General features: G+C 71.7%; 26 protein-coding genes, 3 tRNA genes and 2 pseudogenes. 27 read left to right on the forward strand and 4 right to left on the reverse strand.

From position 1 onward, the window contains the following. Positions 1-9: 9 nt before the first annotated feature. The 15 genes and pseudogenes from SZN_RS01940 (at position 10) to SZN_RS02010 (ending at position 14,880) form a co-directional block, all read left to right on the forward strand. Positions 10-432: an NADH-quinone oxidoreductase subunit A gene (locus tag SZN_RS01940; RefSeq protein WP_007490987.1), complete on the forward strand. Its 423-nt coding sequence runs from the start codon at positions 10-12 to the stop codon at positions 430-432. Further along, complete coding sequence (locus SZN_RS01945) at positions 423-1,079, forward strand: NADH-quinone oxidoreductase subunit B (protein WP_007490988.1); 657 nt, start codon at positions 423-425, stop codon at positions 1,077-1,079. Before SZN_RS01940 ends, SZN_RS01945 begins: the two co-directional genes overlap by 10 nt. Further along, positions 1,076-2,821, forward strand: coding sequence for an NADH-quinone oxidoreductase subunit C (locus SZN_RS01950; protein ID WP_007490989.1), 1,746 nt, complete (start codon positions 1,076-1,078; stop codon positions 2,819-2,821). Before SZN_RS01945 ends, SZN_RS01950 begins: the two co-directional genes overlap by 4 nt. After that, a complete protein-coding gene (locus tag SZN_RS01955) occupies positions 2,818-3,786 on the forward strand; it encodes a complex I subunit 1/NuoH family protein (RefSeq protein ID WP_007490990.1) in 969 nt (322 codons plus the stop codon). The genes SZN_RS01950 and SZN_RS01955 overlap by 4 nt, the downstream gene beginning before the upstream one ends. 2 nt (positions 3,787-3,788) lie before the next feature. Next, positions 3,789-4,340, forward strand: coding sequence for a NuoI/complex I 23 kDa subunit family protein (locus SZN_RS01960; protein ID WP_007490991.1), 552 nt, complete (start codon positions 3,789-3,791; stop codon positions 4,338-4,340). Further along, on the forward strand, positions 4,337-4,945 hold the full coding sequence (locus tag SZN_RS01965) for an NADH-quinone oxidoreductase subunit J family protein (protein WP_007490992.1): 609 nt from the start codon (positions 4,337-4,339) through the stop codon (positions 4,943-4,945). Before SZN_RS01960 ends, SZN_RS01965 begins: the two co-directional genes overlap by 4 nt. Next, on the forward strand, positions 4,945-5,334 hold the full coding sequence (nuoK, locus tag SZN_RS01970) for an NADH-quinone oxidoreductase subunit NuoK (protein WP_007490993.1): 390 nt from the start codon (positions 4,945-4,947) through the stop codon (positions 5,332-5,334). The genes SZN_RS01965 and nuoK overlap by 1 nt, the downstream gene beginning before the upstream one ends. Beyond that, the gene (locus SZN_RS01975; protein ID WP_007490994.1) at positions 5,331-7,325 is read left to right on the forward strand and encodes an NADH-quinone oxidoreductase subunit 5 family protein; all 1,995 of its coding nucleotides are present in this window, start codon (positions 5,331-5,333) and stop codon (positions 7,323-7,325) included. Before nuoK ends, SZN_RS01975 begins: the two co-directional genes overlap by 4 nt. Before the next feature lie 6 nt (positions 7,326-7,331). After that, positions 7,332-8,906 (forward strand): complex I subunit 4 family protein, encoded by a 1,575-nt coding sequence (locus tag SZN_RS01980; protein ID WP_007490995.1) that lies wholly within the window; start codon positions 7,332-7,334, stop codon positions 8,904-8,906. Then, positions 8,903-10,426 carry an NADH-quinone oxidoreductase subunit N gene (locus SZN_RS01985; RefSeq protein WP_007490997.1) on the forward strand — a complete coding sequence of 508 codons (1,524 nt, stop codon included), beginning with the start codon at positions 8,903-8,905 and terminating at the stop codon, positions 10,424-10,426. The genes SZN_RS01980 and SZN_RS01985 overlap by 4 nt, the downstream gene beginning before the upstream one ends. A 241-nt stretch (positions 10,427-10,667) precedes the next feature. Next, positions 10,668-11,528, forward strand: coding sequence for a zinc metalloprotease HtpX (gene htpX / locus SZN_RS01990; protein ID WP_007490999.1), 861 nt, complete (start codon positions 10,668-10,670; stop codon positions 11,526-11,528). Continuing rightward, positions 11,525-11,920: a YccF domain-containing protein gene (locus SZN_RS01995; RefSeq protein ID WP_007491000.1), complete on the forward strand. Its 396-nt coding sequence runs from the start codon at positions 11,525-11,527 to the stop codon at positions 11,918-11,920. Before htpX ends, SZN_RS01995 begins: the two co-directional genes overlap by 4 nt. A gap of 312 nt (positions 11,921-12,232) precedes the next feature. Further along, a pseudogene (locus SZN_RS02000) lies at positions 12,233-13,103 on the forward strand (IS110 family transposase). 57 nt (positions 13,104-13,160) lie between these two features. Continuing rightward, positions 13,161-14,084, forward strand: coding sequence for an aminoglycoside phosphotransferase family protein (locus SZN_RS02005; protein WP_007491002.1), 924 nt, complete (start codon positions 13,161-13,163; stop codon positions 14,082-14,084). Positions 14,085-14,313: 229 nt separating this feature from the next. Beyond that, positions 14,314-14,880 (forward strand): SMI1/KNR4 family protein, encoded by a 567-nt coding sequence (locus tag SZN_RS02010; RefSeq protein WP_007491003.1) that lies wholly within the window; start codon positions 14,314-14,316, stop codon positions 14,878-14,880. A 109-nt stretch (positions 14,881-14,989) separates the two neighbouring features. Here the strand turns inward: SZN_RS02010 and SZN_RS02015 are convergent, their stop codons facing one another. Next, on the reverse strand, positions 14,990-16,264 hold the full coding sequence (locus SZN_RS02015; protein ID WP_007491004.1) for an APC family permease: 1,275 nt from the start codon (positions 16,262-16,264) through the stop codon (positions 14,990-14,992). A 136-nt stretch (positions 16,265-16,400) separates the two neighbouring features. Here SZN_RS02015 and SZN_RS02020 point away from each other — a divergent pair, with 136 nt between their 5' ends. After that, a complete protein-coding gene (locus SZN_RS02020) occupies positions 16,401-16,667 on the forward strand; it encodes a GlsB/YeaQ/YmgE family stress response membrane protein (RefSeq protein ID WP_007491006.1) in 267 nt (88 codons plus the stop codon). A 174-nt stretch (positions 16,668-16,841) separates the two neighbouring features. Here SZN_RS02020 and SZN_RS02025 read toward each other — a convergent pair whose 3' ends face one another. After that, entirely contained in the window at positions 16,842-17,330 is a 489-nt protein-coding gene (locus SZN_RS02025) for a YajQ family cyclic di-GMP-binding protein (protein WP_007491008.1), read from the reverse strand. 215 nt (positions 17,331-17,545) lie between these two features. Here SZN_RS02025 and SZN_RS02030 point away from each other — a divergent pair. Both SZN_RS02030 and SZN_RS42220 read left to right on the forward strand, forming a co-directional pair. Beyond that, a tRNA-Tyr gene (locus tag SZN_RS02030) sits at positions 17,546-17,627 on the forward strand. Between the two features lie 86 nt (positions 17,628-17,713). Beyond that, a complete protein-coding gene (locus tag SZN_RS42220; RefSeq protein WP_078508376.1) occupies positions 17,714-17,926 on the forward strand; it encodes a hypothetical protein in 213 nt (70 codons plus the stop codon). 144 nt (positions 17,927-18,070) lie between these two features. On the opposite strand, the gene SZN_RS02035 is transcribed toward SZN_RS42220, so the two are convergent. Together SZN_RS02035 and SZN_RS02040 are read right to left on the reverse strand one after the other, a co-directional pair. Further along, the gene (locus SZN_RS02035; RefSeq protein ID WP_043727505.1) at positions 18,071-18,727 is read right to left on the reverse strand and encodes an NAD(P)H-binding protein; all 657 of its coding nucleotides are present in this window, start codon (positions 18,725-18,727) and stop codon (positions 18,071-18,073) included. Between the two features lie 375 nt (positions 18,728-19,102). Continuing rightward, on the reverse strand, positions 19,103-20,305 hold the full coding sequence (locus tag SZN_RS02040) for an amidohydrolase family protein (RefSeq protein ID WP_244313270.1): 1,203 nt from the start codon (positions 20,303-20,305) through the stop codon (positions 19,103-19,105). On the opposite strand from SZN_RS02040, the gene SZN_RS42225 reads away from it, so the two are divergent. The 9 genes and pseudogenes from SZN_RS42225 to SZN_RS02080 form a co-directional block, all read left to right on the forward strand. Continuing rightward, entirely contained in the window at positions 20,223-20,621 is a 399-nt protein-coding gene (locus tag SZN_RS42225) for a hypothetical protein (protein ID WP_007491013.1), read from the forward strand. The genes SZN_RS02040 and SZN_RS42225 overlap by 83 nt on opposite strands. Before the next feature lie 188 nt (positions 20,622-20,809). Continuing rightward, a tRNA-Thr gene (locus SZN_RS02045) sits at positions 20,810-20,882 on the forward strand. A 46-nt stretch (positions 20,883-20,928) separates the two neighbouring features. Then, positions 20,929-21,001 (forward strand) — tRNA-Met (locus tag SZN_RS02050). Positions 21,002-21,090: 89 nt separating this feature from the next. Then, the gene (gene rpmG / locus SZN_RS02055) at positions 21,091-21,255 is read left to right on the forward strand and encodes a 50S ribosomal protein L33 (RefSeq protein WP_003948671.1); all 165 of its coding nucleotides are present in this window, start codon (positions 21,091-21,093) and stop codon (positions 21,253-21,255) included. Between the two features lie 156 nt (positions 21,256-21,411). Further along, a complete protein-coding gene (locus SZN_RS02060; protein ID WP_007491015.1) occupies positions 21,412-21,873 on the forward strand; it encodes a MaoC family dehydratase N-terminal domain-containing protein in 462 nt (153 codons plus the stop codon). Positions 21,874-21,878: 5 nt separating this feature from the next. Then, the gene (locus SZN_RS02065) at positions 21,879-22,307 is read left to right on the forward strand and encodes a MaoC family dehydratase (RefSeq protein ID WP_007491018.1); all 429 of its coding nucleotides are present in this window, start codon (positions 21,879-21,881) and stop codon (positions 22,305-22,307) included. A gap of 111 nt (positions 22,308-22,418) precedes the next feature. Next, positions 22,419-22,970 (forward strand): TetR/AcrR family transcriptional regulator, encoded by a 552-nt coding sequence (locus tag SZN_RS02070; RefSeq protein ID WP_208865746.1) that lies wholly within the window; start codon positions 22,419-22,421, stop codon positions 22,968-22,970. Between the two features lie 83 nt (positions 22,971-23,053). Next, the gene (locus SZN_RS02075; RefSeq protein WP_007491022.1) at positions 23,054-24,505 is read left to right on the forward strand and encodes a DHA2 family efflux MFS transporter permease subunit; all 1,452 of its coding nucleotides are present in this window, start codon (positions 23,054-23,056) and stop codon (positions 24,503-24,505) included. A 377-nt stretch (positions 24,506-24,882) separates the two neighbouring features. Then, positions 24,883-25,956, forward strand: a pseudogene (locus SZN_RS02080) (UDP-N-acetylmuramate dehydrogenase); the annotation flags it as partial. Positions 25,957-26,010: the final 54 nt, after the last annotated feature.

The raw sequence follows: 26,010 nt of genomic DNA on the forward strand, positions 1-26,010 counted from the left end.
GGGGCGGACGTGTCGGAACAGACCGTCGTCGCGGCGGCGGACGGCCATGGCGTCGTCGTCTCGGCGGACTACTTCCAGTCCTACTCGGTGGTCGGGCTGCTGGCCGTCGTAGGGGTGCTGTTCGTCGCCGTCGCGTTCGGGGCGGGCCGCCTGCTGCGCCCGGTGGTGCCCACGCCCGAGAAGCTCCTGACGTACGAGTGCGGCGTCGACCCCGTCGGAGAGGGCTGGGCCCACACCCAGGTCCGCTACTACGTCTACGCCTTCCTCTACGTGATCTTCGCCATCGACTCGATCTTCCTCTTCCCCTGGGCGACGGTCTTCGCCGACCCCGGCTACGGCGCGACCACGCTCGTCGAGATGTTCGTCTTCCTCGGCTTCCTCGCCGTGGGCCTGCTCTACGCATACAAGAAGGGCGTCCTGGCATGGACGTGACGCCGGAAACGAATCCGCCGGAGCGCGCGGCCGCGGCCGCACCGGAGCCCGTGCTGCTCCCGGAGCCCCAGCGGCTCGGTGCCCTCGCCCGTCTCGCGCCCGAGCCGATGAAGGTGATCCTCAACTGGGGCCGCCGCTACTCGCTCTGGGTCTTCAACTTCGGGCTCGCCTGCTGCGCGATCGAGTTCATCGCCGCGTCCATGGCGCGCCACGACTTCATCCGCCTCGGGGTGATCCCCTTCGCCCCCGGTCCCCGCCAGGCCGATCTCATGGTCGTCTCGGGCACCGTGACGGACAAGATGGCTCCCGCCGTGAAGCGGCTGTACGAACAGATGCCCGAGCCGAAGTACGTCATCTCCTTCGGGGCTTGTTCGAACTGCGGCGGCCCGTACTGGGACTCCTACTCCGTCACCAAGGGCGTCGACCAGATCATCCCGGTCGACGTCTACGTCCCCGGCTGCCCGCCGCGCCCCGAGGCGTTGCTTCAGGGGATCCTCAAGCTCCAGGAGAAGATCGCCCGCGAGTCGCTGGGCGAGCGGTACGGTTCCGCCTCGGACAGGCCGTCCGCCGCCGCCCTGCAGAGCGGACTGGTGCGTGCGCCGCGCACGCCCGGCGCGGCCGACCGTGCGGGGGAGGCCGGGCGATGACGACCACCGGCTGGCTGCCCGCGCCCGTCGAGGACCTGTTCGGCCCGGAGGCCACGGCCGAGGAGGCGTACGACGTCCTCACGGTCGACGTGCCCCCGGCCTCCTGGATCGCGGCGCTGGAGGCGGCCCGCGACACCCTCGGCTGCACCTATTTCGACTGGCTCAGCGCGGTCGACGAACCCGGCACGGGCTTCCGTGTCGCGGCCCACGTCGCCGCCCTCGCTCCCGTACGCCGCCTGCTGGTCCGTACGACCGTGCCGCACGCGGCACCGTCCCTGCCCTCCGCGGTCGGCGTCTACGCGGGCGCCGCCTGGCACGAGCGCGAGACGCACGAGATGTTCGGCGTCGACTTCTCCGGCCACCCCGGCCTGGACCACCTGCTTCTCCCGGACACCTTCGAGGGCCACCCCCTGCGCAAGGACTTCGTCCTGGCGGCCCGCGTCGCCAAGGCATGGCCGGGTGCCAAGGAGCCGGGCGAGTCCGAACACGGCGGGCCCAAGCGCCGCCAGATGCTGCCGCCCGGCGTACCCGACCCGAACGAGTGGGGCCCTCTGAAGGGCCAGCTCCCGCCTGCCCCGTCCCGCCCGGCAAGGGGGCGCGCGGCGGGCACGGGGGCGGCGGGGGAGAGTCCGGCGCGGGCTGCCGGAGGGCGACCCGCGCGGGCTGCTGGAGAGCGTCCGGCGGGGGCCGTCGGAGAGCGACCCGTGCGGCGGGCCCGCACCGCGGCGGAGGGGTCCGCGAGCCAGCAGGGACGGGCGGAGTCCCCGGACGCCGGGGGCCGGGTCGCCGGCGCGCAGGCTGCGGACGGGAAGCCCGCCGGGGCGAAGACTGCTGAAGCACGTGCTGTCGATCAGGCGGCTGCCGGGGCACCGGCCGGGGGCCCGCAGGTCTCCGATGCTTCGGCGACCGCTGGAGCTGCCGGTCCTGACACCGGTTCGGGGACCGGTACGGCGGCTGGGCAGGGGGCGGGCACACCGGCTGCTCGCCGTTCACGGAGCGCGAGTGAGGGCTCGGCGTCCCAGCGTCCGGCACCGGGGACGACGCCCCCGGCAGCCGGGCCACGTCGCGCGCGGAGTGCCTCACAGGGCTCGGCGAGCCAGCGGGCGGAAGCCGGGGCAGCGAAGGGCAGCGAGAGTGGGTCCACCCCGGACGCCTCCGGCACGCCTGACGCCGATCCGGGCGTCCGCGGCACGTCCGACGCCGGTCCGGACGCCGCCCACACCGACGCTTCACCCGCAGGCACCGCCAAGCCCGCGGCTCCGACGCCGCCCCGCAGTTCCGACGCCCCCTGGCACCACGCTCGCCCGGCCTACGACGAGCCGGACCAGACGTCCGAAACAGAGACGGCTGAGCCGGGCCCGCGGCGGCCACCGGGGCCCGCGGCGCCGGAGCGACGTCCCCCGGCCGCCCCAGCCCCGCCCGGAACGGCCGACGAGCCCGCCGCCACCGGGACACAGCCCACCGGCACCCGGGCCGACCCCACCGACGCCGACCCGGACTCCACGCACTCCACGCACTCCACGGATGCCACGGACCACACGGACTCCGTGCCTGAGCCCGCCGACTCCGCGCCCGAGCCCGCCGCCCCCCGGCCGACCGGCGACCGCCCGGACCACGACAAGCGCCCGGACGGCGACCAGCCGGACGACGACGACCACCCTGACGGCGCCCGACTGGACGACGACCGCCCGGACCGCCCGGACCACGGCAACCGCAGCGACCCCGCAGGAGGCCCGCAGTGAACGACGTGCTCGACGTCACCCTGCGACTCCTCATCGTCTTCGTCGTCTTCCTCACGTTCCCCCTGCTCGTCGGCCAGACCGAGCACAAGGTCATGGCCCATATGCAGGGCCGCCTCGGCCCGATGTACGCCGGCGGCTTCCACGGCTGGGCCCAACTCGTCGCCGACGGCGTGAAGTTCGCGCAGAAGGAGGACATCGTCCCGGCCGGTGCGGACCGGCGCATCTTCCAGCTCGCGCCCGCCGTCGCCCTCCTCCCCTATCTGCTGGTCCTCCTTGCCATCCCGGTCGGGCCCGGTGAGGGCGCGGTCGGCCAGGTCGTCGACGCGGGCATCTTCTTCGTCCTGGCGGTCATGGGCGTCGGCGTCCTGGGCTCCCTCATGGCCGGGTGGGCCTCCGCCAACAAGTTCTCCCTCCTCGGCGGCCTGCGCACCGCCGCCCAACTCCTCGCCTACGAACTCCCGATGCTGCTCACCGCGGCCTCCGTCGCGATGGCGGCCGGCACCGTCTCGCTGCCCGGCATCCTCGACGCGTTCGAGTGGTGGTGGCTGCCCTGGCAGATCGTCGGAGCGATCGTCTTCTTCGTCGCCGGGCTCGCCGAACTCCAGCGGCCGCCCTTCGACATGCCGGTGGCCGACTCGGAGATCATCTTCGGCGCCTACACCGAGTACACGGGTCTGCGCTTCGCCCTCTTCCTCCTCGCCGAGTACGCGGGGATCGTCGTCCTGTGCGGTCTGACCACCGTCCTGTTCCTGGGCGGCTGGCACGGGCCCTGGGACGACGACGGCCTCGGCTGGGTGTGGACCCTGCTCAAGACGGCCGTCCTCGCCTTCATCGTGATCTGGTTGCGCGTCACCTACCCCCGGCTGCGCGAGGACCAGCTCCAGAAGCTCTCCTGGACCCTCCTCGTCCCTCTCTCCCTCGCCCAGATCGCCCTCACCGGCGTCGTCAAGGTGGTGATCCGGTAACCGTGGCCCCCATTCCCGGCAGCGGCCTGGCCAAGGGCCTGGCCGTCACCCTCCGCACGATGACGAGGAAGTCCGTCACCGCGCAGTACCCGGAGACCCAGCCCGACCTCCCGCCCCGCACCCGCGGCGTGATCGGCCTGTTCGAGGAGAACTGCACGGTCTGCATGCTCTGCGCCCGCGAGTGCCCGGACTGGTGCATCTACATCGACTCGCACAAGGAGACCGTCCCGCCGACCGCCCCCGGTGGCCGCGAGCGCAGCCGCAACGTCCTGGACCGCTTCGCCATCGACTTCTCCCTGTGCATGTACTGCGGTATCTGCATCGAGGTGTGTCCTTTCGACGCCCTGTTCTGGTCACCTGAGTTCGAGTACGCCGAGACCGACATCCGCGAACTCACCCACGAGCGGGACAAGCTGCGCGAGTGGATGTGGACCGTCCCGGCGCCGCCCGCGCTGGATCCCGCCGCGGAGGAGCCCAAGGAGATCGCCGCCGCCCGCAAGACCGCCGAGAAGCTCGCGGCCGCCCAGGCTGACGCCCAGGAGGGAGACTCGTGAGCCTCGCCGCGGACACCCCCGGCTTCCTCTCGCCGACCGGCGTGGAGATCACCTTCGTCCTCGTCGGCCTGGTCACCTTCGGCGCCGCCCTGGTCACGGTCACCACCCGGCAGCTGGTGCACGCCGCCCTGTGGCTGGTCGTCGCCCTCGGCGGACTCGCCGTCGAATACCTCCTGCTCACGGCTGAGTTCATCGCCTGGGTGCAGGTCCTCATCTACGTCGGTTCCGTCGTCGTCCTCCTGTTGTTCGGTCTGATGCTCACCAGAGCCCCCATCGGCCGCTCCCCGGACGCCGACTCCGGCAACCGCTGGGCCGCGCTCGCTGTCGCCGTGGCCTCCGCTGGCACCCTGATCTGGGTGGTCGTCGACGCGTTCCGCACGACCTGGATCGACCTCGACGGCCCCGCCGCCGGCTCCACCAAGGCCACCGGCCAGAGCCTCTTCCAGAACTGGGTCCTCCCCTTCGAGGGCCTGTCCGTCCTCCTCCTCGCCGCCCTGGTCGGCGCGATCGTCCTGTCCCGCAAGGCGAAGGAGACCGATCCCGCCGCCGGCCCCGACCCCGCCGCCCCCCACTCCGGCGAACAGGGCGAGAAGGAGACGCGCTGATGCACCTGGCCTATCCCGCCGTCCTCTCCGCCCTCCTCTTCTGCACCGGTCTGTACGGCGTCCTCGCCCGGCGCAACGCGATCCTGGTGCTGATGTCGGTCGAGCTGATGCTGAACGCGGTCAATCTCAACCTGGTCGCCTTCGACGTCTGGCTCAGCAGAGCCGCCGAGGAGACCCTGCACTCCGGTCAGGCCCTGACCCTCTTCACGATCACCATCGCCGCCGCCGAGATCGGCATCGGCCTGGCGATCGTGCTCGCCGTCCACCGCAACCGCGGCACCGCCGACATCGACAGACTCCGCGACACCGCCGAGAGCCACGACCTCGACAGCCCCGACAGCGACGCCCTCGCGGCCACGCCGTCCGAGAAGGCCGAGGCCACCGCGTGACCACGACCACCCTCGCCGCACTCGTCCCCCTCCTTCCCTTCCTCGGCGCCGCCGCCGGTCTGCTCCTGGGACGTACGGCGCCCGGCTTCGTCCGCCCGCTCGCCGTCCTGCCGACCCTGGCGTCCCTCGTGCTCGCCGCCGTTGTGGCCGTGCGGCAGGGCGGGGGCAAGGCGATCGACGCCGCCACCGAACTCACGCCGACCGGTTCGGTTCCGATCGACCTCGCCCTGCACATCGACGGGTTCGCCGCGCTCGTCGCCGTACTCGTCGGCGTCGTCGCCACCTGCGTGCAGATCTACTCGACCGGCTACCTCCGCGACGACTCGCGCTATCCCTCCTACGCCGCGCTCGTCTCCCTGTTCACCTCCGCGATGCTGCTCGTCGTCTACTCCGGCGACCTCATGGTGCTGCTGGTCGGGTGGGAGATCATGGGCATCTGCTCGTACTTCCTGGTCGGCCACTACTGGGAGACCCCGGAGGCGCGCGCCGCCTCCCTCAAGGCATTCCTGGTGACCAAGCTCGGTGACGTCCCCTTCCTCATCGGCCTGTTCGCCCTGGCCGCCGACGCCGGATCGTTCCGCATCACACGGATCCTCAGCACCGTCGCCGACGGCGGTCTCGACCAGCCGACCCTCATCGCGCTGCTGCTCCTCGCGGGCGTGGCGGGCAAGTCGGCGCAGTTCCCGCTGCACACCTGGCTCCCCGACGCGATGGCGGGCCCGACCCCCGTCTCCGCGCTGATCCACGCCGCGACGATGGTCGCCGCCGGCGTCTACTTCGTCGCCCGCCTCCTCCCGGTCTTCGAGGCATCCCAGGCCGCGATGGTCGTCCTCGCCGTCATGGCCGCCGTCACGATGACCGGGTCCGGCCTCGCAGCGCTCGCCCAGGACGACATCAAACGCGTCCTCGCCTATTCGACGATCGGCCAGCTCGGCTACATGACCGGCGCCCTGGCCGTCGCCGACCGCGGGGCCGCCGTCTTCCACCTCATCTCCCACGGCGCCTTCAAGGCGCTGCTGTTCCTCGCCGCCGGCGTGATCATCCACGCCGCCGGCACCAACTCACTGGCCGCCATGTCCCGCATGGGCGGCCTGCGCGCCCGCGTCCCCGACGCCTTCTGGACGATGACCGTGGCGCTCCTCGCGCTCGCCGCGATCCCGCCGTTCAGCGGGTTCTTCTCCAAGGAGTCCGTCCTCGGCGCCGCCGAACAGGCCATCACCGGCCACGCCCAGGGCGTCCCCGGCGCCGCGGGCTGGATCGTCCTCGTCGCCGGCCTGGTCACGGCCCTGCTCACCGCCGCCTACGCGATGCGCCTGTGGCTGCTCGCCTTCAACGGACGCGGTACCGAGGCGCCCGACCACGGCAGGCAGCCGCGGACGATGACCGTGGTGCTGTGGGTGCTCGCCGTCCCCTCCCTCGCCTTCGGCGCCTTCGCCTACCGTGTCCTGCCCGACTGGTTCGGCGGAGGCGACCTCGCCCCGACCGTGGCCACCTCCGTCCTCGGCACGGGAGTGAGCCTCGTCGGCGGCATCGTCACCTACGCGGCCTGGCGTCACACCACCTCGCCGGCGGCCCGGATCCCGCTGGGCGCCGTCGCGGCCCACCCCGAGGCCGACGCCGCCCAGGTCGAGGCGGAGGCCATCGCCAGCCACGCGCCCGCCTACGGAGGAGTGGCCGCCGCGCCCGATCCCGCGGACCCCGGCCGACTGCTCCTCGGGCCGCTGCACCGCCACGCGGCCGTCGGATTCCACCTCGACGGCGTCTACCGGGCCCTGTTCGTCCGCCCGGTCCAGGCGGCGGCGGGTCTGGTCCGCTTCCTCGACCGCGAGGTCGTCGACACCTACGTACGCGGCGCGGGCGCGCTGCCCCGCTGGCTCGGCATCGCCGTGCGGCGCGCCCAGACCGGCAATGTGCAGACCTATGTGAGCGCGCTGCTCGCCGGCACCGTCGTCCTCGCGGTCGCCGCCGTCCTCTTCGCCACGGGAGCGTGAGCAGGCGTGATCGATATCAACGAGTCCGTGATGCAGTTCCTTCTGGCGTTGGCCGTCGTCGGCCCACTCCTCGGCGCGGTCACCGCTCTGCTGCCCGCGCCGCCCGGACTGAAGGGGAAGTCGCCGGACCAAGCCGTGCTCCGGCACGGTGTGACCGTCACCGGTGCGATCCTTCTGGCCACGATCGTCCTCGCGCTCGGCTTCGACCACGACCAGCCGTCGAAGATGCAGGCCAGCACGGACATCAGCTGGATCCCCGCACTCGGTGTGCGCATCCACCTCGGCATCGACGGCATCTCCCTCCCCCTTCTGGTGCTGACCGCGCTGCTGACCTTCCTGTGCGCGCTCTACTCGTACTTCAAGATGCCTTCGGGCCCGAGCCCGAAAGCCTTCGTCGCGCTGCTTCTCGTCCTGGAGTCCGGCACCCTCGCCACCTTCGCCGTCCTCGACCTGATCCTGTTCTTCCTGGCCTTCGAGACGGTCCTCGTCCCGATGTACTTCCTCATCGCCCGCTGGGGCGGTGAGGGCAGGGCCGGGGCCGCGTGGAAGTTCATCCTCTACACCCTGCTCGGCTCGGTGGTCATGCTGCTCGGCCTGCTCCTGATCGGAATCAAGGCGGGCACATTCGACATGGTGGCACTCGCCACTGACAACGGCCGGTCACTGACCACATCAGTGCAGGTCATCGCCGTTCTGTCGATCGGGATCGGGCTCGCGGTCAAGACCCCGATGTGGCCGCTGCACAGCTGGCTGCCGGACGCCCACACCTCCGCCCCGACGGTCGGATCGGTTCTGCTGGCGGGTGTCCTGCTGAAGATGGGAACGTACGGGTTCGTCCGCATTCTCCTTCCGGCCGCGCCCGACGGCTTCGCGATCTTCGCCCCGTACCTCGCGGCGTTCGCCGTGGTCGGCATCATCTACGGATCGCTGGCCTGCCTCGCCCTGGCCGGACGAGGCGCGAAAGGTGATCTCAAGCGGCTCATCGCCTACTCCTCCGTCGGACACATGGGCTTCGTCCTGCTCGGCATCGCCACGATGACCCCGACCGGCGTGAACGGCGCCCTGTTCGCCAACATCGCCCACGGCCTCATCACCGGCCTGCTCTTCTTCCTGGTCGGCGCGCTGAAGGACCGCACGGGCACCACCGACCTCGACGCGCTCGCCCAGGGGACGGGCGCAGCCCTGTACGGCAAGGCCCCGCGTCTCGGCGGCCTCCTCGCCTTCGCCGCCGTCGCCTCGCTCGGCCTCCCCGGACTCGCCGGATTCTGGGGCGAGATGCTCGCGCTGTTCGGGGCGTTCGACCCGGCACCCGGACTCAGCCGGCCGGCCTTCCTCACCTTCATGGTCATCGGCGCGTTCGGCACCCTGCTCACCGCCGCCTACCTCCTCGTGGTGGTCCGGCGCGTCTGCATGGGCGCCCCCCGAGGGGACGCGCCCGAGCTCGCCGACGTCCAGAGCTACGAGTTCGCGGCGTGGACCCCGCTCGTCGCCCTCACCCTCGTCGCCGGGCTGTGGCCCAAGACCCTGCTCGGCCTGACCGACCCGGCCGTCCAGCAGCTCCTCGCAGGAGGCACCCGATGAGCTCCCCGGCCCAGACCCCGGCCGAGTCGCTGGTCCAGTCCGTCGACTGGCTCGCCATCGCACCGCCCACCCTCGCGGCCGTCGTCGCCCTCGCGGTCCTCGTCGCCGACCTGTTCCTCCCGGATGCCAGGAAGCCCCTGCTCGGCTGGGCCTGCGTCGCTGGTCTCGCGGCCTCCGCGCTCCTGCTGCTGCCCCTGCTCGACGGTGACCGCGCCACCTTCTGCCTCCCCGGCGACTCCCAGGTGTGCAGCTACACCGCCGACCGCTTCACCCTCGTCATCCAGTTCCTGGTCCTCGGCGGCGCCCTCCTCACCGCCCTGCTCTCCGTGACCGCCCTGAAGGACGCCAGGAAGGACCTCCCCGAGGGCGAGTACTGGTTCCTGCTGCTGGCCTCCGCCGCCGGAGCCGCGCTGCTGCCGGCCGCGCGGGACCTGGCGACCCTCGTCGTCGCCCTCGAAGTCGCCTCGCTGCCCGCGTTCGCGCTGGTGGGGCTCCGGTACGGCGACCGCAAGTCCTCCGAGGCGGCCCTGAAGTTCTTCCTGTCCTCGGTCACCGCGACCGCGGTCAGCCTGATGGGCATCAGCTTCGTCTACGCCGCCACCGGCACCCTGTACCTCACCCAGATCGCCGAGCGAATCCAAGGCGTCGACGGACAGCTCGAAACGCTCACCCGGACCGGAGTCGTCCTCACCCTGATCGGCTTCGCCTTCAAGACGGCCGCCGTTCCCTTCCACTTCTGGGTGCCGGACACGTATGTGGGAGCGCCCCTGCCGATCGCCGCCTATCTGTCGGTCGTCGGCAAGGCGGTCGGCTTCACCGGCCTGATCCTCGTCACGGTCGTCGCCCTGCCCTCGTACGCCGACGTCTGGGGCCCGGCGCTCGCCGCCCTGGCCGCCCTCACCATGACCGTCGGCAACGTCGGCGCCCTGCGCCAGCAGGCCACGCGCGCTTACAGCGCCGTACGGCTGCTTGCCTGGTCCTCCGTCGGGCAGGCCGGCTACCTCCTGGTGCCGATCGCCGCCGCCGCGTACTCCGACGACGGTGAGCGGGCCATCGGCTCCACGCTCGCCTACGCCCTCATGTACGCCGCCGTGAACCTCGGCGCCTTCGCGGTCGCCGCCCTCGTGGGCCGCACGCACTCCCTGAACCGGATCAGCGACTACCGCGGCCTGTACGCACGTAATCCCCTCTCCGCCCTGATCCTGGCCTTCTTCCTGCTCTGCCTCGCCGGTCTCCCGCCGGGCATCATCGGCCTCTTCGCCAAGGTCACCGTGTTCTCGGCCGCCGTGGAGGCCGGCCTGGGCTGGCTGGCCGTGATCATGGCCGTCAACGTCGTGATCGCCCTCTTCTACTACCTCCAGTGGACGGCACTGCTGTTCCGCGCCCCGGAGGGCGAGCCCGTCAGGCACGTCGTCCCGGCCCCGGTGACGGCGGCCATGGCGGTGACGGCGGTCGTCGCCGTCGCCCTCTCCGGAGCACCTCAGCTGATCCTCCGGTTCGCCGACACCGGCCTCTTCTGAGCCCTGGGGCCGCGCCACCGGCGCATCGGTCCACGCACGCGGACCGCCCCGCCGACCCGCGCGTACCGGCGCCCTCACCCGGTCGGCGCACCCCCGCCGCCCCGGGCGCCAGGGAACCCGCGGCCCTCGCCTGGCGTTGACCAGTACAGAAGGGTCCACTGGACGTGACACCACGACACCAGTGGCATCGAGGACCGGACCAGTAAAGGGTTCCCCTGCCGCACCGCTTGGAGGGCGTACCGTGCACCGCCGGCACAACGGGCTCAGGACCGCAGTCCTCCTCGGGGGGCTGTCCGCACTCATCGTCGTCATCGGCAGTTTCTTCGGCCGGACGGGGCTCGTCGTCGCAGTCGTGATCGCCCTGGGCACCAACGCGTACGCGTACTGGAACAGCGACAAGCTGGCACTGCGCGCGATGCGCGCCCGTCCCGTCAGCGAGTTCGAGGCCCCCGCGCTCTACCGGATGGTCCGCGAGCTCTCCACCCAGGCCCGCCAGCCCATGCCCCGCCTCTACATCTCACCGACGGAGGCGCCGAACGCGTTCGCGACGGGCCGCAACCCGCGCAACGCCGCCGTGTGCTGCACGGACGGCATCATGCGCCTCCTCGACGAGCGCGAACTGCGCGGTGTCATCGGCCACGAGTTGAGCCATGTCTACAACCGCGACATCCTGATCTCGTCGGTCGCCGGAGCCCTGGCCTCGGTGATCATGTTCCTGGTCAACTTCGCCTGGCTGATCCCGATCGGCCGCTCGGACGACGACGACGGCCCCGGCATCCTCGGCGTGCTGCTCATCATGATCCTCGGCCCGCTGGCCGCCTCGCTCATCCAGCTGGCCGTCAGCCGCTCCCGGGAGTACGAGGCCGACGCCTCGGGCGCCCAGCTCACCGGCGACCCGCTCGCGCTCGCCGGCGCTCTGCGCAAGCTCGAACTGGGCACCAAGCAGCTCCCGCTGCCCCCCGAGCCCCGCATCGAGACCGCCAGCCACATGATGATCGCGAATCCCTTCCGCCCCGGGCAGGGGTTCTCGAAGATGTTCTCCACCCACCCGCCGATGGCGGACCGTATCGCCCGGCTCGAGAAGATGGCAGGCCCCCAGTGAAGACCATCCTGAACGTCATCTGGCTCGTCCTCAGCGGCTTCTGGCTGTTCCTCGGCTACATGCTCGCGGGCCTGCTGCTGTGCATCACGATCATCGGCATCCCGTTCGGCGTCGCCGCCTTCCGCATCGGCGTCTACGCGCTGTGGCCCTTCGGGTACACCACGATCGAGCGGCGCGACGCCGGAGCACCCTCCTGCGTCGGCAACGTCCTGTGGCTTGTTCTCGCCGGCTGGTGGCTCGCCCTCGGCCACATCGTCACCGGGCTCGTGCTGTGCGTCACGATCATCGGCATCCCGTTCGGCATCGCCAACTTCAAACTGATCCCGGTGTCGCTGTTCCCGCTGGGCCGCGAAATCGTCCCGACGGACCGCCCGTTCGCGACGACCTGGTAGCCGAGGCGACGAAACGCTGACGGACAGGAGCGTCCGGACCGCGGCCGCCCCGTTATGCATTCCGCGGTCCTGCAAGAGGGCCGCTGGCCTCCGGGCCCGGTATGACTTTTGCCCCCTGTCGAAGGTATGACCTGGGGGGTGGTGTCGCTGCGGCCCGGGAGGTGCTGTCGGAGACGCTGATGAGAGGTCCGGCCGTCACCCGGTCCGGCGCAATGCCGGACAGCTTGCGGATGGCAGGTCTGCATGACGTGGATGCGCGCGTACGACACCGACGCCGAGGCCGGCACGGATCAACACCCCGGGAGGGATGCCGTGTTGGGCACCGAAGTCGTGGGCGTGTTCCTCGGCCTGGACGTCGGCACGAGCACCCATCACGGCCACGGGCTGACCCCGGCCGGGAAGAAGGTCTTCGACGAGCAGCCGCCCAACAGCGAGCCGAAGCTGCGGGCCGTCTTCGACAAGCCGGCCGCGAAGTTCGGCACCGTGCTGGTGATCGCGGACCAGCCCGCCTCGATCGGCGCCCTGCCGCCGACCGTCGCGCGCGACGCGGGCTGCATGGTCGTCTACCTGCCGGGACTTGCCATGCGGCGGATCGCCGACGTCTACCCGGGCGAGGCGAAAACCGACGCCAGGGACGCCGCGGTCATCGCGGACGCGGCCCGCACCATGCCGCACACCCTGCGCTCCCTGGAGCTGACCGACGAGATCACCGCCGAGCTCACCGTGCTCGTCGGCTCCGACCAGGACCTCGCCACCGAGGCCACCCGCACCTCCAACCGGATACGCGGCCTGCTCACCCGGTTCCCCCCAGCCTCGAACGCGTCCTCGGGCCCCGCCTCGACCACCAGGCCGTCACCTGGCTCCTGGAGCGCTACGGGTCCCCGGCCGCCCTGCGCAAAGCCGGCCCGCCGCCTCGTCGAGCTCATCCGCCCCAAGGCCCCGCGCATGGCCCAGCGGCTGATCGACGACGTCTTCGACGCACTGGACGAACAGACCGTCGTCGTCCCCAGCACCTGCACCCTCGAGATCGTGGTTCCCCTACTACGACAAGCAACGCGCCCGCGGCAAGACCCACACGCAAGCCCTCCTCCGCCTCGCCCGTCAGCGCATCAGCGTCCTGTTCGCCATGCTCCGCGACGGCACCCTCTACGAACCCCGTGCCCCCGGCACAGCCGCCGCATGACCCTCGGCATCACCTGTGGTCGCGGCGGGAAGCCCACTCCCTCGAAGGACACCCCCCATGAGTTCGCCGCAAGGTATCGAAGTCCCTGACGCCCTGGTCGCGTCCTACACGAGGAACGGTGGTGACAAGGAACAGACCTGGATCGCCCGGCTGCCCGCGCTGGTGGCGGAACTGCTCGACCGATGGGAACTGGAGCGCGACGGCGGCATCAGATCCGGTGAGGCCTCACTGGTGGCACCGGTACGCCGCACGGACGGCACCCGCGCCGCGCTCAAACTCCAGATGCCCCGCGAGGAGACGACCGCCGCGCTGATCGGGCTGCGGGCGTGGAACGGCGACGGCATCGTGCGGCTGCTCGACCACGATCCGCAGAGCGGCGCCGTGCTGCTGGAACGCCTGGACGGCTCGCGCACCCTGGCTTGCGTCGAGGACGACGACGTGGCCATGAGCGCCTTGGCCCAACTCATGGCCCGGCTGCACTGCGTCCCGGCGCCCGAGGGCCTGCGCGGCCTCGGTGACATCGCACGCGACATGCTGGCGTCCGTGCCTGCGGCCGTCGCCGCCCTGCCGGACCCCGAGGACCAGGGGCGGCTGAACGGCTGGGCGTCGGCAGTCACCGAGCTGGTCGGCGAGCCCGGCGACCGGATGCTGCACTGGGACCTGCACTACGACAACGTGCTCGCCGGCGAGCGCGAGCCGTGGCTGGCCATCGACCCCGAACCCCTCGTCGGCGACCCGGGCTTCGACCTGTGGCCGGCACTGGACACCGGCTGGGAGAAACTCCACACCACCGGGGACGCTCCCCGGGTGGTGCGGCGCCGCTTCGACCTGCTGACCCAGGCCCTCGGGCTGGACCGCCAGCGCGCGGCCGGCTGGACCCTGGCCCGGCTGCTGCAGAACACACTGTGGGACATCGACGACGGGCGGACCGCCATCGACCCCTCCCAGACCGCCGTGGCCGAGGCGCTGCCCCGCCACTGAACACTTCACCACCCAACGCGACACATCCCCAAACCACCCCAAAGCCAACACGGACGCCTTGCCGAAAGACACAGAGGCCCCCCACGGCGTACCCGGTCGTCCGCGTCATCCCCGCCCGACCTGGTTGTCCACAACAGGCCCCCGCCCTCACAACCGCCTCGGTTATCCACAACGGGCTGGTTGTCCACAGGCCGGATCCGATGTCAGTGGCGCCCTGCATCATGAATGCATGACCGAGATCGAGCAGTTGCTGACCAGGGTGGCGGACAAGGCCCGCAACATTCATCCGTGGGGCTGGACTTCACTGCCCGAGCCCGTGGAGCCGGCCGCCGTCACCCGCGCCGAAGCCGCCCTGGGCTTCACCCTGCCGCCGCTGCTCGCCAGCCTCTACCTCCGGGTGGGAGACGGCGGATTCGGCCCCGAGTACGGACTGCTGCCCCTCCTGGACAGCTCCCCGTCCGGCGAGCCCGCCGCCGTCACCCAGTACCTCGCCAACCGCGAGAGCGCGCGCAAGGACCCCGACTGGCCCTGGCCCGAGGGCGTCCTGCCGATATCCCACTGGGGCTGCGCGATGTACGCCTGTGTGGACTGCCGCAGCCCCCGGTCCACCGTCCTGCTCTTCGAGCCGAACGCCGACGACGCCGACCACGCCTGGTACGTGGACGCCCCCAGCCTCACCCACTGGCTCCACGCCTGGATCGACGGCACCGGCTGGTACGAGGAGACGAGCGAGGACATGGATCTCGCCCCCTGGCCCGACTTCCGCACCCGCACGGCACAGGCCGCGACCCCCTGACCCGGCCCGGACTCGCGCCCTGCCCGACGCCGGCAGTCGCCCTCCCACACCATCGCTCTCTCAGCCGCTGGGCGGGGCCGGCCGGCCACCGCCGTGGCTCCCGGCGCCGCTAAACGACTCGGCCGCCTCCGCCCGACCGTGACACCAACCGCCGCACCCCGTAGACCACGATCCCCGCCATGAGCACCCCCGCCCCGGCCGCCACAGAGACACCCGGAAGGGAGAACGCCAGCACCGCGCATCCGAGCAGCCCCACGACCGGCACGATCCGTCGGCGCGGTGCCGGGTCGAGCGTCCAGGCCGAGGCGTTGGCGACCGCGTAGTAGGCCAGCACACCGAAGGAGGAGAAGCCGATAGCACCTCGCACGTCCACGGTCGCCGCCAGTACCGCGACGACCGCCCCCACGGCCAGTTCGGCCCGGTGCGGCACCTGGAAGCGCGGATGCACCACGGCCAGGGCACCCGGCAGATGCCGGTCGCGCGCCATGGCCAGCGTCGTCCGGGAGACACCCAGGATCAGGGCGAGCAGCGAGCCCAGAGCAGCGACGGCCGCGCCCACCCGCACCACGGGTGCCAGCCCCGGCACACCCGCGGCCCGGACCGCGTCGGCCAGTGGAGCGCCCGCGAGACCGAGACCGTCCGGCCCCAGCACGGAAAGGACAGCCACCGCCACACCCGCGTACACCACCAGCGCGATCCCCAGGGCCAGCGGAATCGCCCGCGGAATGGTCCGCGCCGGATCACGCACCTCCTCACCGAGCGTCGCGATCCGCGCGTACCCGGCGAACGCGAAGAACAGCAGCCCCGCGGCCTGCAGCACCCCGCCGAAGCCACCCGGGGCGCCGACGCCCAGCCGCCCGGCATCTGCCGTACCCGACCCCAGGCACACCACCACGACACAGGCGAGGACGGCCAGCACGACCGCCACGATCACCCGAGTCAGCCAGGCGGACTTCTGGACGCCGCCGTAGTTCACCGCGGTCAGCGCCACCACGGCCGCGACCGCCACCGCGTGCGCCTGCCCCGGCCAGACGTACGCGCCCACAGTGAGCGCCATCGCCGCACAGGAGGCCGTCTTGCCGACGACGAACGACCAGCCCGCGAGGTACCCCCAGAACTCCCCGAGACGCTCACGCCCGTACACGTATGTGCCGCCCGAGGCCGGATAGCGGGCGGCGAGGCGCGCGGACGACGCGGCGTTGCAGTAGGCGACCAGGGCCGCGAGGGCGAGACCGATCAGCAGTCCGGATCCGGCCGCGCGCGCGGCGGGAGCCAGCGCGGCGAAGATCCCGGCCCCGATCATCGAGCCGAGCCCGATGACGACGGCGTCCCCGACACCGAGGGTGCGCCGCAGTTCGGGGGAGGTGGGGCCGGGCGGGGTCATGGCCCGCACCCTACTGATCGCCGCAACCGACGCGTGGCGCCGTGACGTCCTTCAGGGCAACGGAACGGGAACGGACGCGCCGGAATTCACAGCACCGGCGGTGTGCACGAAGAGCACGAAGGGGCAGGTTCAAGGCATGACGATCATCAGCTGGATCATTCTCGGACTGCTGGCCGGAGCCATTGCCAAGATCCTGCTGCCGGGCCGGGACCCCGGCGGCTTCATCGGCACCACGGTCATCGGTGTCGCGGGCGCGTTCATCGGAGGCTGGATCTCGGCCCGCTGGCTAGACCGCCCCATCACCCAGGACTTCTACGACGGCGCGACCTGGGCGGCCGCGATCGGCGGCTCCCTCGTCCTGCTGATCCTCTACCGCATCCTATTCGGCCACTCCCGCGACTGAGGGCGAGGTGGTCGCGCGAGGACGCAGGTCGCCCACAGGCCGGGCACCGGCCGGCCACCGCGGCGGCCCGGTGAGAGGGGCGGGCATCCCGGGAAACCGCCGGACGGAGTGCCCGCCCCTCTCACCGACCCCGGCGGATCAGCTGCCCTCGCGATCACGCGCGGGGGTCACGGATCACCGGTAGTTCACGAACTGCAGTGCGAAGTCGAAGTCCTGGCCCTTCAGCAGGGCGATCACGTCCTGAAGGTCGTCGCGGCTCTTGGAGCTGACGCGCAGCTCCTCGCCCTGCACCTGCGCCTTGACGCCCTTGGGGCCCTCGTCGCGAATGAGCTTCGCCACCTTCTTGGCGTTCTCCTGGGAGATGCCCTCCTGGATCGTGGCGAAGATCTTGTACTCCTTGCCCGAGAGCTGGGGCTCGCCGGCGTCCAGCGCCTTGAGTGAGATCCCGCGCTTGACCAGCTTGGACTGGAAGACGTCGAGGACGGCCTTCACGCGGTCCTCCGAGTTGGCCTCCATCAGGATCTTCTCGCCGGACCACGAGATCGAGGCTCCCACGCCCTTGAAGTCGTAGCGCTGGGAGATCTCCTTGCCGGCCTGGTTGAGGGCGTTGTCGACCTCCTGCCGCTCGACCTTCGAGACGATGTCGAAACTGGAGTCGGCCATGTCCTGTGGCTCCTTGTATCGGGGTGTGTAGGGGTGCGTGCCGGCGGGCGTGGGGGAGGCCGCCGAGCGCCGGGCAGGCCCGGTCCGCATCCGGACAAGCCTAGTGCCGCGGGAGGCGATCAATCGGGTGGCGAAGCACCCCTGCGCATCGGGTATTGTTTACGTCGTTGCCAGGGAGCACCGCCCATAAGTGGTGTGATCGGCGGCAAAACCCCGGCGGTGTGCCCGAGCGGCCAAAGGGAGCAGACTGTAAATCTGCCGGCTCAGCCTTCCCAGGTTCGAATCCTGGCGCCGCCACGCTGAGAGAAGCCCCTTCGCATCACGGAAACGTGGTGCGAAGGGGCTTTCGCGTTCGGCGGGTGTCGGGCAGGCAGACTGATGCCATGGCCACGCCTCGTAGAAGCTGTCCCGAATGCCGCCGTGAGATCGCCGTCGTCGCCGGTCGCCTCGCGCGGCACGATCCGCCCGGCGCGCGTGAGACCGCGGAACTCGTGTCGTGTCCGGGGTCGCGGCGCCATGTTCAACTGGGCGCGACGCAACCCTCGTTGGACGGCTATGTCGTGCCCGACTTCCCCGGACAGATGTCCCTGTTCTAGCAACGGCAGCCGGCGACACGGGACAACGAGAGGCTCCGGGGCCCCAACTGCCGCGCTGGCAAGGCGCACAGAGCCCGTCACGAACTCGCGACCGCCATGAACTCCCGTTCCCGCTCGCCCCCTCCGCCCCTCCCAGCCGAGACCTCAGTTTCCGGCCACCGACTTCACCGCCACCGTCACCGGGGCCGAGCCGCTGATCAGTTCGAGGGTCAGGCCCGTGGTCGCCGGGGTGTCGAGCAACTCCGCGAGCACGGCGGCCACATCGTCGCGCGGGATCGGGCCCCGGCCGGTCCGGGCCTCCAGGCGCACCAGGCCGTTCCCGGCGTCGTCCGTCAACTGGCCTGGGCGCAGGACCGTCCAGTCCAGCCCCTCCTGGCCGCGGACGTGGTCGTCGGCGGCGCCCTTGGCACGCAGGTAGACGTCGAAGATCTCGTCACCCTCGTGCCCGGCGTCGGCGCCCATCGACGACACGATCACGAAGCGCCGTACGCCCGCCCGGACGGCCGCGTCGGCGAACAGGACCGCGGCGCCCTTGTCCACGGTGTCCTTGCGGGCCGTCCCGCTGCCGGGCCCCGCTCCGGCCGCGAAGACCGCCGCGTCCGCGCCCTGGAGGCGGGCCGCGACCTCCTCGACCGTGGCCGACTCCAGGTCCAGCACGACGGGTTCGGCGCCCGCCGCCCGCAGGGCGTCGCCCTGTTCGGCCTTGCGGATGATCCCCGCGACCTCGTCACCACGCGCGGCGAGCAACGCCTCCAGCCGCAGCGCGATCTGACCATGACCACCAGCGATGACAATACGCATGTCTTCGACCGTACGCCCGGACGCATCCGTCCGCCGCACGGGTTCGGCGACACCCCGCTGCCCTGAGCGCGGGCGCACGCCCCAGTGGTCCCGCCCGCGGGCCACGCGCCCCGCTGCCCGCGAGGACACGCACGGCAACCGGCCCATCCGGCAGCCGGCCCACCCGGCAGACAATCCACCCGACAGCCCCACTCAAGCAAGTCCCCGCACCTCCCCCAGAAGGCCAGCCCCTCAGCCTCGCGTCCGCCCTTTCCCCGGCACCCCGCGCCCGCCCTCAGCCCCGCGTCCGCCCCTCACGCCAGCACCCTCACGCACCCTCGCAATCAGCACCCCTCACCCGCCCTCGCACCAGCACCCCTCACCCGCCAGCACCCCTCAGGGCCCCTCCCCCCGCCCCTGTCGGGGCAGCCCCAGTTCCGGTGCCGCGGCCGAGTCGCAGTACTCCCGGACCGCGCTCGTGCGTGCCACCACACGCCCCCGGTGCACCACGATCCGGCTGTACGACAGGGACAGCGCCCCCGCGAGCCGGTCCCCGCGCACGGCCAGCAACTCGGCCGGGAAACCCGCCTCCACCCGCACCTCGGGCAGCCCCAGCACCGCACGAGCCGACGCGCTGACGGCGTCGTACGCGTCCTCGGGGCGCAGCCCGTGACGGGAGGCGAGCAGGTAGGCGGCCTCCAGGGGGTCGCCGCGGCCCACCGGGTTCGCCACGTCCCTCAGGGCGCCGCTGCCGGCCGCGACCCGTACCCCGGCGGAGCGCAGCAGCCGCAGAGGGGCCGTGCCGCGTCGTTCCGCGCTGCCGCAGCCGCCCTGCGGCAGGCAGACCACCGTCACCCCGGCCGCGGCGAGCTGGTCGGCGACGCGGGCGGCCGCCGGGGCTGGCAGCCGTCCCAGACCGCCGCACGGGCCCAGCGTGACCCCGGGGCGCAGTCCGCCGGCCATGGCGGCCAGCCGGGACAGGCGGGCCGGGTCCGCGGCGTCCGTGTGCAGGTCGACGGGGCAGCCGTGCTCGGAGGCGAGCTCCAGGACCGTCTCGGCGTAGCCCGTCGGGTCGGGGTCCAGATCCGGACAGCCGCCGACCACCGACGCGCCCATCTTCATCGCGTCCCGCAGCATCGCGAGCCCGTCCGCACCGGCCACGCCGGTCAGCAGCCGCGGCATCGCCACCGTCGTCAACTCCGTGAGCCCGCGCAGGGATCGGCGGGCCTGGAGTACGGCCGCCAGGGCGCCGAGCTCCTGGACGTCGCCCACGCGCACGTGTGCCCGCGACACGGTCGCGCCGTGGCCGAGCTGGAGCAGGGCCGCCTCGGTGGCCCGGCGCTGGACGTCCTCCGGGCCGCAGGAGACCGGGCCGCTCCCGTCGGCGGAGAGCGCGGTGTCGGCGTGGGAGTGCGGCTCGGCCGGGGCGGGCAGCAGCAGATAACCGTCCAGGTCCACACGCGCCCCACACGCGCGCGTGCCGTCCCCGGTGGAACTCCCGGCAAGGCTCCCGGCCGTGCCGACCGCCTCGATGCGGCCACCGCCCAGCCGTACGTCCACGGTCCTGCCGTCGGAGAGCCGCGCCCCGCACAGCAGCAGGACGCCCGGCTCGGCCGGACCCGGGGACCCCGACGGGCCCGCCGCGGACGCCTCCCCCGACCCGGAAGAGGAGCCGGACCCGGACTTGGAAGAGGAGCCCGCCGCGGACGCCGAGCCGGACCCTGGCGAGGAAGGCGAGCCCGACGAACCGGATGAGGAGCCCGGCGAACCGGATGAGGACGACGACGAGTGGGGCGGCTGGGGGTGGCTGTCGGGCATCGCGCTCCAGAGGCTCGGGGCTGCGCGTCGGCGCCGCGGGACCGCCCTGGGGCACTGCGCCTGGCACGCAAGATCACGCAGAGTGAGTCGAGCCTAGGACGGGGATCCGGTGCCGACGCGCAGGAGCGCAATAGTCGTACCGGTGTGGCCCGTCGTGCGGGAGCCGCCCGCGCGGGGCCTCGGAGGCCCGCGAGACCTCGGTACGCACCGCTGTTCGGGCCCGGTGCCGGGCCGCGAAACGGATTTGGGCGAACGGGCGCTGAGCGTGTAATGTCTTCATCGCTCGCCCCAATAGCTCAGTCGGCAGAGCGTCTCCATGGTAAGGAGAAGGTCAACGGTTCGATTCCGTTTTGGGGCTCTGGTGTGAACGGTTCTCGTCGCGAGGCGGGTTCTGATCGCATCTCAGCGGTGTAGCTCAGTCGGTAGAGCAAGCGGCTCATAATCGCTGTGTCACCGGTTCAAGTCCGGTCACCGCTACGGACAGTAGCCGATTGCAGGGTCGGTCCTCCGATCGGCTACTCTTTCTTGCGTTAATACAGTCAATCCGTTCGTCAAGGAGCACTCACGTGGCTGCCACCGACGTCCGCCCGAAGATCACGCTGGCCTGCGTGGAGTGCAAGGAGCGGAACTACATCACCAAGAAGAACCGGCGTAACAACCCGGACCGTCTTGAGATGAAGAAGCACTGCCCGCGTTGCAACGCGCACACCGCGCACCGCGAAACGCGATAAATCAGGCTCGTACACGAGGCCGCCCCCACAGTCGGGGGGCGGCCTCGCGTCGTTTCCCATCCGGTCGCCGGTCGCCGGTCGCCGGTCGCCGGTCGGTTCCGGCCGGCCGGTCGCACCATCCGGACAACCACAGCTGACACCAGGAGGTGCCGGGCCATGGCGCTCGACCAGTCCTTCGTGGGGCGGACGTACCCGCCCACCGACCCCTACGAGGTGGGCCGGGAGAAGATCCGTGAGTTCGCGGTGGCCGTGGGGGACGCCAACCCGGTGTACACGGACCCGGAGGCCGCCAAGGCGCTGGGCCACTCCGACGTGATCGCCCCGCCGACCTTCGTCTTCGCGATCACCTTCGCGGCGGCCGGCCAGGTCATCGCCGACCCTCAGCTGGGCCTGGACTACGACCGGGTGGTGCACGGCGACCAGAAGTTCGCCTACAGCCGCCCGGTGCGCGCCGGTGACCGGCTGTCCGTCACCTCGACCATCGAGGCGATCAAGTCCATGGCGGGCAACGACATCCTGGACGTCCGAGGCGAGGTCCACGACGAGGCGGGCGAGCACGTCGTGACCGCCTGGACGAAGCTCGTGGCCCGTGGGGCGGCCGAGGAAGGGAAGGCGTGAGACCGATGACGGCGAAGATCGCGTACGGCGATGTCGAGGTCGGCACCGAACTGCCCGGCCGGAGCTTCCCCGTGACCCGCGCCACCCTCGTGCGGTACGCAGGCGCCTCCGGTGACTTCAACCCGATCCACTGGAACGAGAAGTTCGCCAAGGAGGTCGGGCTCCCGGACGTCATCGCCCACGGCATGTTCACCATGGCCGAGGCGATCCGGGTCGTGACCGACTGGATCGGCGACCCGGCCGCGGTCGTGGAGTACGGCGTCCGCTTCACCAAGCCCGTCGTCGTCCCGAACGACGACCGGGGAACCGTGATCGAGGTCAGCGGCAAGATCGGCGCCAAGCTCGACGACAACAAGGTCCGCGTGGACCTGACCGTGACCAACGCGGGTCAGAAGGTGCTCGGGATGTCGAGAGCGGTCGTCCGGCTCGGCTGACCGCCACACCCCTGTGCGGACGTGAGGGGCGCTCCCTGCCCGGGGAGCGCCCCTCACGCGCGTCCGGCCGCCCCCTTGCCAGATTAGTGATTGCGTACTAACTTACCCACCATGGTCAGGATGAGCGCAGAAGAGAGGCGTGAGAGCGTCGTCCGCGCGGCGATGGCCGAGTTCGCCCTCGGCGGCTACCACGGCACGTCGACCGAGGTGATCGCGAGGCGCGTCGGTGTCTCGCAGCCGTATCTCTTCCGGCTCTTCCCGGGCAAGAAGGCGATCTTCCTCGCGGCGTCGGAGCGCTGCGTGGAGGACATCATCAGGATGTTCGCGGACGCCTGCGAAGGGCTGGAGGGCGAGGCGGCCCTGCATGCCATGGGGGACGCGTACCGGAAGGTCGTCTCCGAGCAGCCCGAGCGGCTGATGATGCAGATGCAGATGTACCTCGCCGTGTCGGCCGCGGAGCAGGAGGGCGACCACGAGTTCGGCGAGGCCGTCCGGGCCGGCTGGATGCGGCTGTGGGACACCGTCCACCTGCCGCTGGGGGCGGACGACGGCGAGACGACGACCTTCATGGCGTACGGAATGCTCATCAACTGCCTGGTGGCCATGGGCTTTCCGCCCGACCACCGGGTCTGGGCAGGCATGCAGCCGCCGACGCGCCCGTAGGAAGACACGCGGAGCATCCCGTGGCGCTCACGCATGACCACAAAAGTTAGTGATCAATAACTACTCACTGCGCAGGGGGACCGATGCCACACCACGAGCAGCACGACACACGGACACCACGGCCGGGCGGAGCCGTATGGGCCCTGGTCATCACCAGCGTCGCCGGATTCATGGCGGCACTCGACAACCTCGTCGTCACCACCGCCCTGCCCTCGATCCGCGAGGATCTGGGCGGCGCACTGGACGACCTGGAGTGGACGGTCAGCGCCTACACGCTGACCTTCGCCGTCCTGCTGATGTTCGGCGCGGCCCTGGGCGACCGGTTCGGCCGCCGCCGGCTCTTCCTGGTCGGCATCACGATCTTCACCGCCGCGTCCGCCGCGGCGGCCCTCGCCCCCGGCATCGACTCCCTCATCGCCGCCCGCGCCGTGCAGGGCGCCGGCGCCGCGGTCATGATGCCGCTGACGCTGACCCTGCTGACGGCGGCCGTACCCGCGGCCAAACGCGGCATGGCGTACGGCATCTGGGGCGCCGTCAACGGCCTCGCGATCGCCTCCGGCCCCCTCATCGGCGGCAGCCTCACCGAACACATCTCCTGGCAGTGGATCTTCTGGCTGAACGTTCCGCTCGGCGTCGCCCTCCTCCCGCTCGCCCGGCTGCGCCTCTCCGAGTCGCACGGCACCGGCGCTCCGCTCGACCTCGTGGGCACCCTCCTGGCCAGCGGCGGCCTGTTCGGGGTCGTGTACGGCCTGGTACGCGGCCCCGCCGACGGCTGGACCTCGAACCTCGTCCTGACCGCCCTGTTCGCCGGCGGCGCCCTGCTGGCCGGCTTCGTCCTCCACAGCATCCGCGCCAAGAACCCGATGCTGCCGATGCGCCTGTTCCGCTCCCGGGCCTTCGCCGGGATCAACGCCGCGAGCATGCTGATGTTCCTCGGCATGTTCGGGTCGATCTTCCTGCTCAGCCAGTACATGCAGGGCGTACTCGGCTACTCGCCCACCGAGGCGGGCCTGCGCATGCTCCCGTGGACCGGCATGCCGATGCTCGTGGCGCCGATCGCCGGCATCCTCTCCGACCGCATCGGCGGCCGCCCCGTAGTGGCCACCGGCCTCTTCCTCCAGGCGGCCGGCCTCGCCTACATGGCCTCCGTGGTCACCGTCGACGTCTCCTACGCCGCCCAGCTGCCCGCCCTTATCATCAGCGGCGTAGGCATGGCCCTGTTCTTCGCCCCGGCCTCCAACCTGGTCATGTCCAGCGTCCGCCCCTCCGAACAGGGCATCGCCTCCGGCGCCAACAACGCCCTGCGCGAGGTCGGCGGCGCGCTCGGCATCGCCGTGATGTCCTCGATCTTCGCCGCGCAGGGCGGCTACGAGACCGGCCAGACCTTCGTGGACGGCCTGCGCCCAGCCCTGATCACCGGAGCGGCCGTAGTGGCCGCAGCCGCCCTGGCCACCCTGGCGGCCCCCCGCCGCAACCCCACCGCCCGCCCAAGGGCCGATCACCCCCGGCGGAATCCCGTACAGACAGCGGCCTGACCCGCACACCCGCACACCCGGACCCCCGGCACGCACGTACACCGCGCGCGCCGGGCGCCGGCCGCATCCCCCGAGAGGGAACGGCACTGGGGGAGGCGCAGGCGCCCGCGTGCGGCGAGGAGGCACCCGGCCCGGAGGCGCAGGCGCCCGCGGCCGGCGAGGAGGGGACGTGCCTGGGGGTGCCCGCCCGCAGCGTCCGGCGTCAAAAGGGGCCGCACTCCCCAAGCCACGGAACCGCCGGACCGAGGACGGACACCCCGCCCGCCACGGCCCCGCACCACAACACACCGCACGCGCAACCACCGCACCGCACGCGACCCGCACAGGCGCCCCCACCTCCCCGCCCCACCCCTCACCCCCCAGCGGCAGCGACCCCGTCTCGTACTCTTGAGCCCGTGCAGGAACTCCACGACGCCCCCCTGGCCCCCCTCACCACCTTCCGCCTGGGCGGCCCCGCCACCCGCCTCGTGACGGCCACCACCGACGCCGAGGTGATCGAAGCCGTACGCGAGGCCGACGCCACGGACACCCCGCTGCTCCTCATCGGCGGCGGCTCCAACCTCGTCATCGGCGACAAGGGCTTCGAGGGCACCGCACTGGTCATCGCCACCAAGGGCGTAGAACTGGACGGCACCACCCTCGAACTGGCGGCCGGCGAGGTATGGACCGACGCCGTCGCCCGCACAGTGGAAGCCGGGCTGGCCGGCATCGAGTGCCTGGCCGGCATCCCCGGCTCCGCGGGCGCCACCCCGATCCAGAACGTCGGCGCGTACGGTCAGGAGGTCTCCTCCACGATCACCGAGGTGATCGCCTACGACCGGGGCTCGGGCGAGACGGTCGTCATCCCCAACGCCGACTGCGCCTTCTCCTACCGCCACAGCCGCTTCAAGTCCGACCCCGACCGCTACGTCGTCCTGCGCGTCCGCTTCCGGCTGGAGGACGCCGACGGCCTCTCCGCGCCGATCCGCTACGCGGAGACGGCACGTGTCCTGGGCGTCGAGGCAGGCGAGCGCGTACCGCTGACCGCCGCCCGCGAGACGGTGCTCAGGCTGCGTGCGGGCAAGGGCATGGTCCTCGACCCCGAGGACCACGACACCTGGTCGGCCGGCTCGTTCTTCACCAACCCGATCCTCACGGCGGAGCAGTTCGCCGCGTTCCGCGCGCGCGTGGAGGAGCGCCTCGGCAAGGGCGTCGAACCGCCGGCGTACCCGGCGGGGGAGGGGCACACCAAGACCTCCGCGGCCTGGCTCATCGACAAGGCGGGCTTCACCAAGGGATACGGCACCGGCCCCGCCCGCATCTCGACGAAGCACACCCTCGCCCTCACCAACCGCGGTGCGGCGACCACCGAGGACCTCCTCGCGCTGGCCCGCGAGGTGGTCGAGGGCGTCCACGCGGCCTTCGGCATCACACTGGTCAACGAGCCGGTGACGGTAGGCGTAAGCCTGTAGCCGCGAAAAGCACTGAGACCCCTCACCACTCAGACCACGCGGACCACTCAGCCC

Origin of the sequence: Streptomyces zinciresistens K42 (genome assembly GCF_000225525.1) — a bacterium.
Classification (GTDB): domain Bacteria; phylum Actinomycetota; class Actinomycetes; order Streptomycetales; family Streptomycetaceae; genus Streptomyces; species Streptomyces zinciresistens.